A 12,395-nucleotide genomic window follows, 5' to 3' on the forward strand; every position below is an offset into this window, starting at 1 on the left:
GCGGGGGGTGACCGCGGCGGCCGCTCGACGGCGACCGCGGCGACCGCGGCGACCGCGGCGACTGCGGTGACCGCTCAGGAGGCGGGCACGCCGGGTTCGGCGCCGCGCTCCTTGAGCATGTCGGTCATCAGCTGGAGCTCGGAGGTCTGGGCGACCACCATCGACTGCGCGAGCCGCTTCTCGGCGTCGTTCCTGGCCTTGTCGACGTAGCCCTGGGCCATCTCGACGCCGCCCTTGTGGTGCTCGATCATCAGCTGGAGGTAGTACACCTCGGCGTCCCGCCCGCTGAGCGTGCGCAGCTTCGCGATCTGGGTGTTGGTGGCCATGCCGGGCATCAGCGAACCGTCGTGGGCCTGGTAGTCGTGGCCCATCTTCATCCACGCCATCGGGGTGGCGGTCGAGTGCTGGGACAGGCCCCACTGGTCCAGCCAGCCCATCATCATCCCGCGCTGGTTGGCCTGGGTGTTGATGATGTCGAAGGCCAGGGTGCGGGTGGGCTCGTCGGCGGTGCGGTCCCGGACGACGAACGACAGGTCCACCGCCTGCTGGTGGTGGGTCGCCATGTCGCGGGCGAACCCGGCCTCGGGGGAGTCGTCCGCCGGGACGGCCAGCGTGGACGAGCCGGACGCCGAGGTGCCGCTCGCGACCAGGGCCGGCACTCCGAGCGCCAGCGCCACGGTGGCGGCCAGCGCGGCCGGCCACCACATGCGGCGCCGGCGCGGGGCCGGGTCCCCCTCGAACGCGGCGGCGACGGGGCCCGCGTCGGCGGTCACATCTGCCCCATGGTGCAGGAGGCGCCGGGCTCCTGGGTCTGCTTGCCCTGGACGTACTTGGTGAAGAACTCCTCCACCCGCGGGTCACTGGCGTTCTCCACGACGAGCTGGGTGCTCCAGGCGTTCAGGGTGATGGTGCCCTGCTCGTCCGGGTACGGGCTCATCATCGAGTACGGGGTCTTCTTGACCTTGTCGGAGAGGATCTTGAGGTCGTCCGGGGTGGCCTTGTTGTTGTACGTCACCCAGACCGCGCCGTGCTCCAGGGAGTGGACGGCCCGCTCGTTCTCCAGCGGCTGGTCGTAGACGTGGGCCATGCAGTCGGCCCAGATCGCGTTGTGGTCGCCGCCGACCGGCGGGGTCATCGGGTAGGTGACCTTGTCCTTGACGTGGGTGCGGCTCAGCTCGCCGAAGGTCTTCACGCCCGGGATGTCCGCGTTGGCGGCGGTCTCCTTGTCCTTCTTCTTCTGGTTCTGGTCCATGACGATCCAGGTGCCGGTGGCGATCGCGCCGATCACCAGCACACCGGCCGCCACCGAGGCGACGATCTTGTTGCGGCGGTCGCGGCGCTGCTCGGCGGCGCGCAGTTCGGCGATCCGGGCGCGACGGTCGAGACCGTCCTTGCCGCCGTTCTTGTTGGACTGCTTGGAAGCGGAACCCATGGTGGTCGTCCTTGTCCCCGCCGCACCGGTCGGTGACGGCGGTCAGCTGGAGTGGGAGGAGAGCCGGATCCGTCGGCGTTCGCGCCGACGGTGGGTTCCGCTCAGGACCGGTGGACCTGCAGTTCGTGCAGGTCGGGAACCGGGTGCGCGCCGTCCAGCAGACCGGCGGGCACCACCCGGGGCAGCGCCTCGGGCGCGACCGGGGTCAGGGGTGACACGGCGGGCTGCGGCTGCGGCGGCGGGTTCGGCAGCTGGGCGTCCTGCGGGCAGAACGGATGGCTGGTGCAGCCGTTGTTGCGCGGCGGCTGGCCGTCGGCGGTGCAGAGGATCCAGTGCCCCTGCTCCTCGGCCGTCCGGTGGTGCTCCGTGGACTTCGGGGCCTTGGTGACCTTCGCGGCGTGGCCGGTGTACGAGGTGTGCCCGGTGGCGACCTGGACGCTGACCACGCTGACCACGGTGACGGCACTGACCGGGGCGGAGTGCGCCGGCGGCCGGCCGGAGCCGTCCACGGCCTTCGACTGCCCCGCGCAGGGCAGCAGCGTCAGCAGGGTGACGAGCAGCAGGACCAACAGCCCACCTGCCGGGCGGCCCGCGGATGCGGCCCTCCCCGGTCGGGGCGAACTGGGGGCCGACGCGGTCATGCGCACATTTAATCAGCCGAACGAGTGATGCGATGCCCCCCACCGGCCCTCATTTTCGGCGGTCCGGACGCCCGGATGACCAGGAAACGCCCTGCTCCGGACACATCCGGCAAGCGCGGACGGAACGGAAGCGGACGAACGGATGACGAGCCCGGTACCGCCCGGGTACGGCACCGGTACCGGGCCGGCGCAGGCCCGCCACCCCACCGGTGAACCGGCTGGTGAGCGCCGTGGCCGGGACTCTCCGATGGGTGACCGGTTGTCGCCGAAACCCGGACAGGGTCCTCGCAGGTGGAGAACAATGTCGTCAGCCCGGCCCGCCGGGGGCGGCGCGACCACGGAACCACCAGGAGCCGCCAGATGAGCAAGCAGGGTGCACCCGCACAGCCGCACCGGCCGGACGACGACTGGTGGGACGCCGTCTACGACGGCCCGGCGGGCACCCTCCCGGACACCCCGCACGCCGACCCGGGGGACGGCAGTGTGGACGACTGGTTCGACACGGCGGTCGGACTCATCGGGCAGCAGCGGTCGGCGGAGCCGGAACAGCAGCCGGATCAACCGGCGCAGCCGGACCAGCCGGACCAGCCGGAGCCCGAGCAGGGGCCGGAGGCCGTCGGGGAGCCCGACAGCCCGAAGGACCCGGACAGCCGGGGCGGCCGGGACAGCATCGACGACTGGTTCGACACCGCGATCGGCGTGATCGGCGGGGCTGGAGGCATCGGACGTCAGCGGACCCCCTCGGAGACCCACCACTTCCCGGCCCCCTCCTTCGCGGACGACGCACCGAAGGCTGTGGCCGATCCGGAGCCCGAGCCCGAGCCCGAGCCGGAGTTGGAGTCGGAGCCGGATCAGGCGCCAGCGCCCGCGCCGGAAGTGCGAGTCGCCCGAGCACCCGAGCCGGAACCCGCTCCGGAGCCGGGGGCCGGTCCGCTCCCGGTCCCGCTCTCCTTGGCGACGCCCGAGCCGGAACCCGGGCCCGAGCCGGAACCCGTCAGCGCCGAGGTGCCGATCGGGCCGGGGGCGGAGCCAGAGGGGACGGAGCCCGAGGCCCCCGCCCCCGCCCCCGAGCCCGAACCCGTCCACACCCCGGAGCCCGACCCCGAGCCCGTGGCCCAGGCCGCGGCGGGCGCCGACCCCCGGCTGGCCATCCGGGCGCCGCTCGCCGACGGCGGCGCCGCCGTCCCGCACATCGGCGACCGGCCCCCGACCTACGGGCCCGAGCCGACGGCCGTACCCGAGGCGGACCCGGGGGCCCTGCGCGCGCTCGTACCGGACACGGTGCTGGACGGCGCCCAGTACGGGTCGTCCGTGCTGCGCGCCGCCTCCGTCCGGGGCGACTCCGCCCGCTACCGGGGCGAGCCGCGCCGCGACGCCCTGCTGGTCACCCGCTTCGGTGAGGGCCTCGAGGGCCTGCTGCTCGCCGTCCTCGGCGGCTTCGACCGTACGGGCGACGGGGAGGGCGACGGCGAGGAGGACGCGGTCGGCCCCGAGGCGGTCGCGGCGGCGACCGGGGAGGCGTGCCGCCAGCTCGCCGCCGCGATCGGGCGCAGCCGGGCCGGCCTGGCCGCCGACCTGCACGACGGGGCCCGCGACCGGCTCCGCTACGGGCTCCAGCGTCTGGCCACCGGTGCCGCCGCCCCGCTGCGTGCCCTGACGCCCCGGGTGGAGGGGGAGGACACGCCGTCCCCGGGCTCGCTGCACTGCCTGCTGACGTCGCTGGACCCGGATGCCGCCTTTCGCGCGGCCTTCGGTGTCGGTCCGGGCGGGCTCTACCTGCTGCGCTCCGGCCACTGGATCGACGCCTACGCGGCCCGGCTGCTGCACCACCCGGACGGCCAGCCGCCGGTCCCGGAGGCTCCGGTGCCCGGCCCGCGCCCGTTCCGCTTCCGGCTCGTCCCTGCCACGCCGGGCGACATCCTGCTCCTCTGCACCCCGGGTCTGGCCCGCCCCATCGCCGATGAGCCGGCCGTCGCCCACTTCCTCTCCACCCACTGGGCCCACCCCCACCCCCCGGGCACGGTCGACTTCCTCCGCCAGGTCCAGGTCCGGGCCAAGGGCTATGCCGACGACCGCACCGCCGCCGCCATCTGGACCGAGTGACCCCTGCCCCACCCACGGCGCCGCCCCCGCACCGGAAGTCGGCCGGGCCGACTTCCGGTGCAGGGGGCGCACGGTGGGCGGGGTGTGCGCCGGGTCGGGGGGTCAGGTGCGCAGGAGGATGCCGGTGACGGCGGTGGCCTGGGTGAGGGCGGCGGGGCGGTGGGCGTCCGGGAGGCCGATGGCGATGGGGACGGCGAGGCCGTCGAGCAGGGCGCGGATCTGCACCGCGCGGTCGGCGGAGGGGCCCGGGGTGAAGTGGCCGCCGGCGGTGCCCTCCTCGATGAGGGCGACCAGGTCGGCCTGCCAGGGCGCCTCGATCTCCTGCTGGCCCCGGCGGATCTCGGCGCTCGCGGGGGAGCGGCCCCACACCTCGACCCAGAGGATCCAGCGCGGGTCGCCCGCGCCTTCCGGAAGGTAGAGGCGCAGGTAGGCGTCGAGGCGCTGCCAGGGGTCGAGGGTGTGGTCGGCGAGGGCTTCGCGGCGCCGGGCGCCGAGTTGGTCCTCGCTCCAGCGGAGGGTCTCCAGCAGCAGCTGGTCCTTGCTGCCGAAGTAGTAGAGCAGGTGCCCGGCGCTCATCTGGAGCTGTTTGCCGAGCCCGGCCATGGTGAGCTTGGCGAGCCCGTGTTCGGCGATCGCGGCGCGGGCGGTGGCGAAGACCTCCTCGCGGGGCCGGGCGGGCCGGCGCGGGCGGGGGTCGGCCATGTGCGGATCTCCTCGGTGGAACGGGGCTTGGAGGACTGCCCGGGTGGGCGCGCGATGCGCCCACCCGGAACGGCCGGAACGGCAGGAACGGCCGGAAGGCCCGGCGGCGGTCCCGGCAGGGACCGCGGGCCGTCAGAGCGCCTTGGGCTGCTGCTGGGTGATGCAGTGGATGCCGCCGCCGTTGGCGAAGATCTCTCGGGCGTCGACGAGTTCGACGGTGCGCCCCGGGTAGGCCTCGGCGAGGATCGCGGCGGCCTCCTGGTCGCGCGGGTCGTCGAAGGCGCACAGGACGACCGCGCCGTTGGCCACGTAGTGGTTGATGTAGGAGTAGTCGACCGGCTCGCCGTCCTCGTCCAGCAGGACGGTGGGGGCGGGCAGTTCGATGACCTCCAGCGGTCGGCCCTGGGCGTCGGTGGAGGCGCGCAGGATGGCGACCAGCTCGCGGCAGACCTCGTGGTCCGGGTGCGCGGGGTCGGGCTGGACGTGGGCGACCACGACGCCGGGGCGCACGAAGGAGGCGACGATGTCGATGTGCCCGCGGGTGCCGAACTCGTCGTAGTCGCGGGTGAGTCCGCGCGGCAGCCAGATCGCCTTGGTGGTGCCGAGGAAGGCGTGCAGTTCGGCCTCGACCTCCTCCTTGGACCAGTCCGCGTTGCGGCCCTCGCCGAGCTGGACGGTCTCGGTGACCAGGACCGTGCCCTCGCCGTCGACGTGGATGCCGCCGCCCTCGTTGATCAGCCGGGAGGCGAAGCGCCGGACGCCGGTCAGTTCGCCGATGTGCTCGGCGATGTGCTGGTCCTTGTCCCAGCGGGCCCAGGACTGCGCGCCCCAGCCGTTGAAGATCCAGTCGGTGGCGGCCAGCGAGCCCTTGCCGTCGATCAGGAAGGACGGGCCGATGTCGCGCATCCACGCGTCGTTCAGCGGGCGCTCGACGATCTCGACCTGCTCGGAGACGTACGTGCGGGCCTCCGCCGTCTCACCGGTGTTGACGATCAGCGTCACCGGCTCGTACCGGGCGATGGTGTCGGCGACGGCGGCCCAGGCCTGGCGGGCGGCGTGCAGCTGCTCGGGGCCGTCGAAGGTGGGGTTGGTGGTGGGGAAGGCCATCCAGGTGCGCTCGTGCGGGTGCCATTCGGCGGGCATCCGGTAGCCGAGCGTGGCGGGCGTGGCGGTGGTCATCATCGGGTCCTCAGGAGGTCGGGAGCCTTGGCGGGGGATCGGAGGAAGGCGAGGCGGCCGGGGGCGGCCTCGCGGACGGCGTCCGCGACCAGGGCGGTGGCCTCGGGGATGTCGAGCCGCACGCCCCGGGCGCGGCGGGCGCGGGCGGGTTCGGCTGCCGTGAAGATCGGCAGCCGGTCCCGCTCGGTGGGGGTCGGTCGCACGGTTCCTCGCTCGCGGTCGCCGGGGCGGGTTCGGTTCGGGGCCAAGGTGTCGGGGCGATGTTAGAACGTCGTTCAAACATTCTCGGGTCATTGAAACCCGCACCGGGCCGCGCTGTCCAGCGTTGCCGTTGCACGGGCGTTCGGCTTGCTGGGCGGGGAGGGGGGTGAGGGTGCGGGCGGGCCGCGGAGGGGCGGCGGGGGAGGGGCGCCGGCCCCGGCGCGCGGCGGGAGCGGGGCAGGGGGCGCGCGGTCGGGAGTGCGGTCCGAACGGGCGCCGGGTGTGCGCGGGATCGGGAGGGGGCGTTCTCGAAAACCGGCTCTGCGCTTCGCAAACCTGTCCGGCGCGGGCAGTTGGATCACGCGAACCACCCCGTGCCCCTTTCACCCCACGTGATCGGACGCACACTGTTGCAAACGCCGTCAACTGGGCATGAGGATGAGTGGTCAGAACGAGGGGGCCACCCGGCCGGCGGGGGATCCGGAGGCGGGGGCCCGGATTTCAGGGCGGGGGCATGTGTTGATGGACGGTCAGTCGCGATTCCCGCGGCAGCGGACGAGTTCCGGCGACGCCTACCGGTCCGGTCCGGCCCAGGGGCCGGCCGGCAGCACCGGAACGGCCCTGCCGGGTGCACCGGCTCCGGGTTGTGCCGTGCACCGGCGGTTGCACCTCACGCTGGATCCGGCGGACCTGGTCGGGGTGGGCGCGGTCCGGCACCGGCTGCGGTCGGCGCTGAGCCACTGGGGGGTGCCGGAGCTGTCCGACACCGCCGAGCTGCTCTCCTCCGAACTGGTCACCAACGCGCTGCTGCACACCGGCAAGGGCGCGGTGTTCGACGCGGTGCTCGGCTCGGACCACCGGCTGCGCATCGAGGTGCAGGACGGGACCAGCAGACTCCCCGGGCGCCGGCGCGATCCGGAGGCCGAGTACGCGACCTCGGGCCGCGGTCTGCTGCTGGTGGAGGCGCTCGCGGATTCCTGGGGCGTGCAGTTGCGCGGCGACGGCAAGGTCACCTGGTTCGAACTCGTCATGCCCTGAGCCCGACCCCGGCACCGGCCCCGACCCCGACAGCGGCTCGCCCGGGCAGAGGCCCCGGTGCGCCGCGACGGCCCGACGGGCCGACGCCTCGACGGCCCGGCCCGAAGGCCCCGGGCCCGCCGTCGACGCCGGGGTCGTACGATTGTTCGTCGTCGATTGATTCGCTGTCGAAGGAAGCCCTGAACAGAAGGCGGAACGGAAGATTTCCGGCCCGTTGGCATTGCCGCTCGGCCGAACATTGGCCAGGATGGTGGGAATGTGTGTCCACGTGCGGGAAGCAGCGGGGAGACCGAACCTCGACTGGCCACCGCCCGTCGCACCGTCCTATCCAGCACGACCATCACACCGCCACGCGGCCCGTCCGGACGGTCGGCGCGGTCCGCCACGGCAGCGGCAGGAGCAGCATGCCCACTGAGCCCGAGTCGCCGGGGCCGGCGCTTCCTCCCGGCGCGGCGCCCGCCGTCGAGCCGCTAACCGTCGAGCCGAGGACCGCCGGGCCGGCCGCGGCGCAGCGGCGCACCGCCCGGTCGAGAGCCGTGGAGCCGCGGGTCGCCGAGCAGTCGGGCCCTCCGGAGCCGCGCACCCTCGGGCCGTCCGCCGCCGGGCCGACCACCTCCGGGACGGGCCGGGCCCGGCCGCCAGCGCAGCCCTCGCGCCGGGGCTCCGCGGTGCGACCGTCCCCGAGTCTCGCCGCCGCCCGGCTGGCGCCCGTGCTGTCGGGCGGGCTGCCGCCCTCCTCCGCGGACACCATGCCGGACTGGCTGGAGCCGGCGATGGCGGCCAACGGCATCGGCTCCTTCGACTGGGACATCCGCCGCGATGTCCTGGAGGGCGACCAGCGGGCCTGTGCGATCGTCGGACTGGACGCCCTGGCGCAGAGCCGCTTCGACCGTACGGCCGCCTCCTTCCTGGCCCTGCTGCACCCCGAGGACGCGCCCGTGGTGCGCCGCCGGGTCGAGCGCGCGGTCGCCGAGCTGGGCCAGTGCGGCGCCTACTACCGCACGATCGGGGCGACCGGCGGCCTGCGCGCGGTGCGCTTCCGCGGCCGGGTGCTCGCCGACGCCTTCGGCCGGGCCTCCCGGATGGTCGGCTTCGTCTGGGACGCCACCGTCGAGCTCCACAAGCGGGACCAGGCCGACCGGATGGCCCTGCTGCGCGAGGAGCGTTCCCGGTTCATCAAGGAAGCGGCGCGCGCCCTCTCCGAAGCCGTCACCGTGCGTGACGTGGCGCGGGTGTTCACCGAGCTGCCGCTGCCCGGGCTGCCGCCGGACGGCCTGGTGCTGGCCTCCTTCGAGGCCGGCCGGGCCCAGATCCTCGGCGCCTCCGGCTACCGCTCCGGCACCCTGGCGGTCTGGGACCGCACCGTGCTGCCGGCCGGCCACCCGGCCGCCGAGGCGGTGCGCCACCGGGCGCCGGTCTTCGTCTCGACCCGCGAGGACTTCCGCGACGGCTACCCCGACGTGTGGGAGTCGGCCAGCCGCACCGGCCGGGGCTCCTGGGCCTACCTGCCGCTGGTGGCCAGCGGCCGGGCGATCGGCGTCTGCGTGGTCAGCTTCGACGACGAGCGCGAGCTGGACGCGGACGAACGCACCCTGCTGTCCACCCTGGGCGGGCTGGTCGCCCAGTCACTGGCCCGGGCCCGGCTGCACGACGCCGAGCACGAGCTCGCGGCCGGCCTCCAGCGGGTGATGCTGCCGCGCACCGTCCCGTCCGTCCCGGGCGTGACGACGGCCGTGCGCTACCTCGCGGCCGGCTCCGGTCTCCAGATCGGCGGCGACTGGTACGACGTGGTGCCGCTGCCCGGCGGGCACGTCGGGCTGGTGATCGGCGACGTCCAGGGCCACGACGTGCACGCCGCCGGGATCATGGGCCAGCTGCGGATCGCGCTGCGCGCCTACGCGGCCGAGGGCCACCCGCCCGCCGCGGTGATGGCCCGTGCCTCCCGCTTCCTGGCCGACCTGGACACCGACCACTTCGCGACCTGCACCTACGCCGAGGTCAATGTGGACTACGGCGTGGTCTACGCCGTCCGGGCCGGCCACCTCGACCCGGTGGTGCGCCGTGCGGACGGCACCGCCGCCGTCGTCCCGGTGGCGGGCGGCCTGCCGCTGGGCATCGACCCGGACCAGGAGTACCGGGTCACCCGGTTCAGCCTGGACCCGGGCGAGACGGTGCTGCTCTGTACCGACGGCCTGGTCGAGGCGCGCGGCATGGACCTGGACGAGGGGGTCGCCCGGCTCACCCGGACGCTCGCCCGCCCACTGCCGGAGGCCGTGGAGGCCGCCCGCGACCCGCTGGAGGAGCTGGCCGACCGGATCGCCTCCCAGGCCGCCGAGTCCAGCGAGCGCGAGGACGACATAGCGCTGCTGCTCCTGCGCTGGGACGGCCCGGCCGGCGGTCTGGCGGCCCAGCAGCTGCGGCGCCGGATCGGCCAGGCCGACCTGGCGCGGGTGGCCGAGGTCAGGGCCGAGCTGCGTGACGCGCTGCGCCGCTGGGGCGTGGCCGAGTTCATCGACACCGCCGAGCTGCTCTCCTCCGAACTGGTCACCAACGCCATCCGGCACACCGACCGGGACGCCATGTTCACCGCCCGGCTCTACCGGGAGCCGGAGGCGGACGGCGGCCGGGCCCGGCTGCGGGTCGAGGTGGAGGACGAGTCGGACCTCTGGCCGACCCGCCGGACGCCGGGCGAGCAGGCCTCGTCCGGCCGCGGGCTGATGCTGGTCGAGGCGCTCGCGGACTCCTGGGGCGTGGAGCCGCGCGGTTCCGGCAAGCGGATGTGGTTCGAGCTCAGCGGGGCGTCGGTGGCTGCGGCCTGAGGCCCCGTGCGGGCCGGGTTCCGGGCGTCGCCATGACCGTCCGGAACCCGGAACCGGCGGGGTCAGCCGAACTGCTGCTCCAGGTCCTTCAGCTTGCGCTCCAGCGAGTCCAGCCGGGGCAGTGTGACGGTGTCCTCCTCCATGGTGAGGTCGATGGTGCGCGGCTCCGGACGGGCCGGCAGGCCGGGCTGGACCACGGTGCCCTCGGCCGGTTCCACCGTGCGCGGAGCGGCGGCGCGCTCCACCCCGGGACGTTCCTTCGCGGGGCGCTCGCCCCCGCGTCCGGCCGGACCCCGTTCCGCGGCGACACGTTCCGCGGCGACACGTTCCCCGGCGGCGCGTTCCGAGGGGATTCGCTCCGCCCGGACGCGCTCCGCAGGGGCCCGTTCCCCGCCGGCCCGCTCCGCCCCGGCGGCCGCCGCGGGCTCCGCGCCCGACCCCAGCTGCCGCACCGCGCCACCGCGCCGCCAGGCGCTGTGGGAGCGGTTGATCGCCCGGATCTCGGCCCGCTCCCGGCGCCCGGCCAGCTTGCGGCGCTGCCGTTCGACGGCGCGCTCCCGCCTGTCCTCGCGCACCTCGTCCACCGCCTCGTCCAGGCTGCGGACGTTCTCCAGCAGCATCAGCGACCAGGCCGCGTAGGTCTCGCGGGGGGCGCGCAGCCAGCGGACGATGCGGATCTGCGGCAGCGGGCGCGGCACCAGGCCCTGCTCGCGCAGCGCGGCCCGGCGGGTCTGCTTCAGCGCCCGGTCGAACAGGATCGCCGCCGAGAGGGACATGCCGGAGAAGAACTGCGGGGCGCCGGCGTGGGCCAGTCCGCGCGGGGCGTGCACCCAGTTGAACCAGGCCGAGGCGCCGGCGAAGAGCCAGACCAGCAGCCGGGAGCCGAGGGCGGCGTCGCCGTGGCTGGCCTCGCGGACGGCGAGCACCGAGCAGAACATCGCGGCGCCGTCCAGGCCGAACGGGACGAGGTACTCCCAGCCGCCGGACAGGCCGAGGTTCTGCACGCCGAAGCCGACCAGGCCGTGGAAGGAGAGCGCGGCGGCGACGCCGGCGCAGCAGAACAGCAGGGCGTAGGAGGCGGCTCCGTAGAGGGATTCCCTGCGGCGGCGCCGTTCCTCGGAGCGCTCCCAGGAATCCGTGCCGGCGGTGCCGGGGGCGGATCCCCGGTTTCTCACCAGGGCCACCAGGAGTGCGCTGACCAGCAGCCCCGCGACTCCGGTGACGGCCCACCCGAGCGATATGTCGGACAATTTCATCGCCGGAACCAGCCTCGCTTTCCTGCGTCGCTTTCCTGCGCCCTGATGGCGGGGACCATCATGGCGGATGCCCGGCGGGGGAACGGCCGATTCGCCGTCAATGCGCTGAGGAGAGGGATTTCTGACCCGACTGTGATCACATGGTCATAGAAATAAGCGGCGGATCTTTCCCGGAATTACGGGGTTTTTCGATCCGGTGTCGGACGGGCGTTCGTCAACGTCGCGTGACGCGCGGGCAGCCGCCGCACATGTCCTTCGGATCCGCGGTGTAGACGAGGCAACAGCTGGCCCGGGACCGCTCCGGGGCCGGGGCGTCCGCGTCTCCGGACGCCGGGGGCGCGAAACCGGCGCCCGGGGTGAAGGGGGCCGGGGCCGGAGCGGGGCGGTCGCCCGCGCCGGGCGCGCGCGCGGGGTCGAGGGGGTCTCCGGGCGCCAGCAGCGCGGTCAGTTCGGCCCGTACGCGCTCCTGCTCGCCGAGCAGTCCGCCCGCGTAGCAGAGCCCCTCCACCACCGCGTCGGTGGCCATCGCCCACAGCACCCGGGGCCCGCGCCGCGCCTCCGGTCCGAAGGCGGTGAGCACGGGCGCCAGGAAGGCGCCCAGCGCGGAGCGCAGCGCGGCGGCCAGCGCCGGTTCGTCCGGCACCGTCCGGCCCGGTGCCGAGCCGGCCGCCGGGTCCTCCGGCAGACACGCGAACTCCGTCGGGCGGACGGTCAGTTCGACCGCCCCCGGGTGGCGGCGCAGTGCGACGTCCCCGAGCGTGAGCAGTGGGACGCGCCGCTCCAGGAGCCACGGCAGGGTGAACAGCAGTGAGACCGGCCAGACGAAGCGGTGCAGTCCGAAGCCGGCCGCGACGTCCGGGCGCAGCGGCTGCCCGTAGCGGGCGAGGCCCTGCCGGGCGTCGTGGGCGATCAGGTCGCGCACCGCCTCGGGGCGGGTGGCGAGGTCGGCGGCGGGCTCTCCCGGGGCACGTTCAGGTGCCAGTCCTCGCCCTCGCGCTGCACCAGCACGCAGCCGTCCTCGGCG

General features: G+C 74.7%; 10 protein-coding genes and 1 pseudogene. 3 read left to right on the forward strand and 8 right to left on the reverse strand.

The window, feature by feature from the left end:
* Positions 1–74 precede the first annotated feature (74 nt).
* From AB0E96_RS30590 to AB0E96_RS30600, 3 genes are all read right to left on the reverse strand, one after another.
* Positions 75–773 carry a DUF305 domain-containing protein gene (locus AB0E96_RS30590; protein WP_359829022.1) on the reverse strand — a complete coding sequence of 233 codons (699 nt, stop codon included), beginning with the start codon at positions 771–773 and terminating at the stop codon, positions 75–77.
* A complete protein-coding gene (locus tag AB0E96_RS30595; protein ID WP_359829023.1) occupies positions 770–1,432 on the reverse strand; it encodes a DUF3105 domain-containing protein in 663 nt (220 codons plus the stop codon). Before AB0E96_RS30595 ends, AB0E96_RS30590 begins: the two co-directional genes overlap by 4 nt.
* A 101-nt stretch (positions 1,433–1,533) precedes the next feature.
* Positions 1,534–2,001 carry a hypothetical protein gene (locus AB0E96_RS30600; RefSeq protein WP_359829024.1) on the reverse strand — a complete coding sequence of 156 codons (468 nt, stop codon included), beginning with the start codon at positions 1,999–2,001 and terminating at the stop codon, positions 1,534–1,536.
* Between the two features lie 432 nt (positions 2,002–2,433).
* On the opposite strand from AB0E96_RS30600, the gene AB0E96_RS30605 reads away from it, so the two are divergent.
* Entirely contained in the window at positions 2,434–4,176 is a 1,743-nt protein-coding gene (locus AB0E96_RS30605; protein ID WP_359829025.1) for a hypothetical protein, read from the forward strand.
* A 102-nt stretch (positions 4,177–4,278) separates the two neighbouring features.
* On the opposite strand, the gene AB0E96_RS30610 is transcribed toward AB0E96_RS30605, so the two are convergent.
* The 3 genes and pseudogenes from AB0E96_RS30610 to AB0E96_RS30620 all read right to left on the reverse strand — a co-directional run.
* Complete coding sequence (locus AB0E96_RS30610; RefSeq protein WP_359829026.1) at positions 4,279–4,878, reverse strand: TetR/AcrR family transcriptional regulator; 600 nt, start codon at positions 4,876–4,878, stop codon at positions 4,279–4,281.
* Positions 4,879–5,010: 132 nt separating this feature from the next.
* Positions 5,011–6,060 carry an agmatine deiminase family protein gene (locus AB0E96_RS30615; RefSeq protein ID WP_359829027.1) on the reverse strand — a complete coding sequence of 350 codons (1,050 nt, stop codon included), beginning with the start codon at positions 6,058–6,060 and terminating at the stop codon, positions 5,011–5,013.
* A 59-nt stretch (positions 6,061–6,119) separates the two neighbouring features.
* Positions 6,120–6,260: pseudogene (locus AB0E96_RS30620) on the reverse strand (urease subunit gamma); the annotation flags it as partial.
* A 661-nt stretch (positions 6,261–6,921) separates the two neighbouring features.
* Between AB0E96_RS30620 and AB0E96_RS30625 the strand changes: the two are divergent.
* Positions 6,922–7,296 carry an ATP-binding protein gene (locus AB0E96_RS30625; protein WP_359829028.1) on the forward strand — a complete coding sequence of 125 codons (375 nt, stop codon included), beginning with the start codon at positions 6,922–6,924 and terminating at the stop codon, positions 7,294–7,296.
* Positions 7,297–7,700: 404 nt separating this feature from the next.
* Complete coding sequence (locus AB0E96_RS30630; RefSeq protein ID WP_359829029.1) at positions 7,701–10,115, forward strand: SpoIIE family protein phosphatase; 2,415 nt, start codon at positions 7,701–7,703, stop codon at positions 10,113–10,115.
* 62 nt (positions 10,116–10,177) lie between these two features.
* Here the strand turns inward: AB0E96_RS30630 and AB0E96_RS30635 are convergent, their stop codons facing one another.
* Both AB0E96_RS30635 and AB0E96_RS30640 read right to left on the reverse strand, forming a co-directional pair.
* On the reverse strand, positions 10,178–11,371 hold the full coding sequence (locus AB0E96_RS30635; RefSeq protein ID WP_359829030.1) for a DUF2637 domain-containing protein: 1,194 nt from the start codon (positions 11,369–11,371) through the stop codon (positions 10,178–10,180).
* Between the two features lie 214 nt (positions 11,372–11,585).
* The gene (locus tag AB0E96_RS30640; RefSeq protein ID WP_359829031.1) at positions 11,586–12,293 is read right to left on the reverse strand and encodes a (2Fe-2S)-binding protein; all 708 of its coding nucleotides are present in this window, start codon (positions 12,291–12,293) and stop codon (positions 11,586–11,588) included.
* Between the last annotated feature and the right edge of the window lie 102 nt (positions 12,294–12,395).

It is taken from the genome of Kitasatospora sp. NPDC036755 (assembly GCF_040636595.1).
Lineage (GTDB): Bacteria > Actinomycetota > Actinomycetes > Streptomycetales > Streptomycetaceae > Kitasatospora.

Bases quoted from the DNA above. Each gene is read 5' to 3' on its own strand.
- AB0E96_RS30595 (WP_359829023.1), bottom strand. From the start codon at position 1,432: ATGGGTTCCGCTTCCAAGCAGTCCAACAAGAACGGCGGCAAGGACGGT.
- AB0E96_RS30605 (WP_359829025.1), top strand. From the start codon at position 2,434: ATGAGCAAGCAGGGTGCACCCGCACAGCCGCACCGGCCGGACGACGAC.
- AB0E96_RS30610 (WP_359829026.1), bottom strand. From the start codon at position 4,878: ATGGCCGACCCCCGCCCGCGCCGGCCCGCCCGGCCCCGCGAGGAGGTC.
- AB0E96_RS30615 (WP_359829027.1), bottom strand. From the start codon at position 6,060: ATGATGACCACCGCCACGCCCGCCACGCTCGGCTACCGGATGCCCGCC.
- AB0E96_RS30630 (WP_359829029.1), top strand. From the start codon at position 7,701: ATGCCCACTGAGCCCGAGTCGCCGGGGCCGGCGCTTCCTCCCGGCGCG.
- AB0E96_RS30635 (WP_359829030.1), bottom strand. From the start codon at position 11,371: ATGAAATTGTCCGACATATCGCTCGGGTGGGCCGTCACCGGAGTCGCG.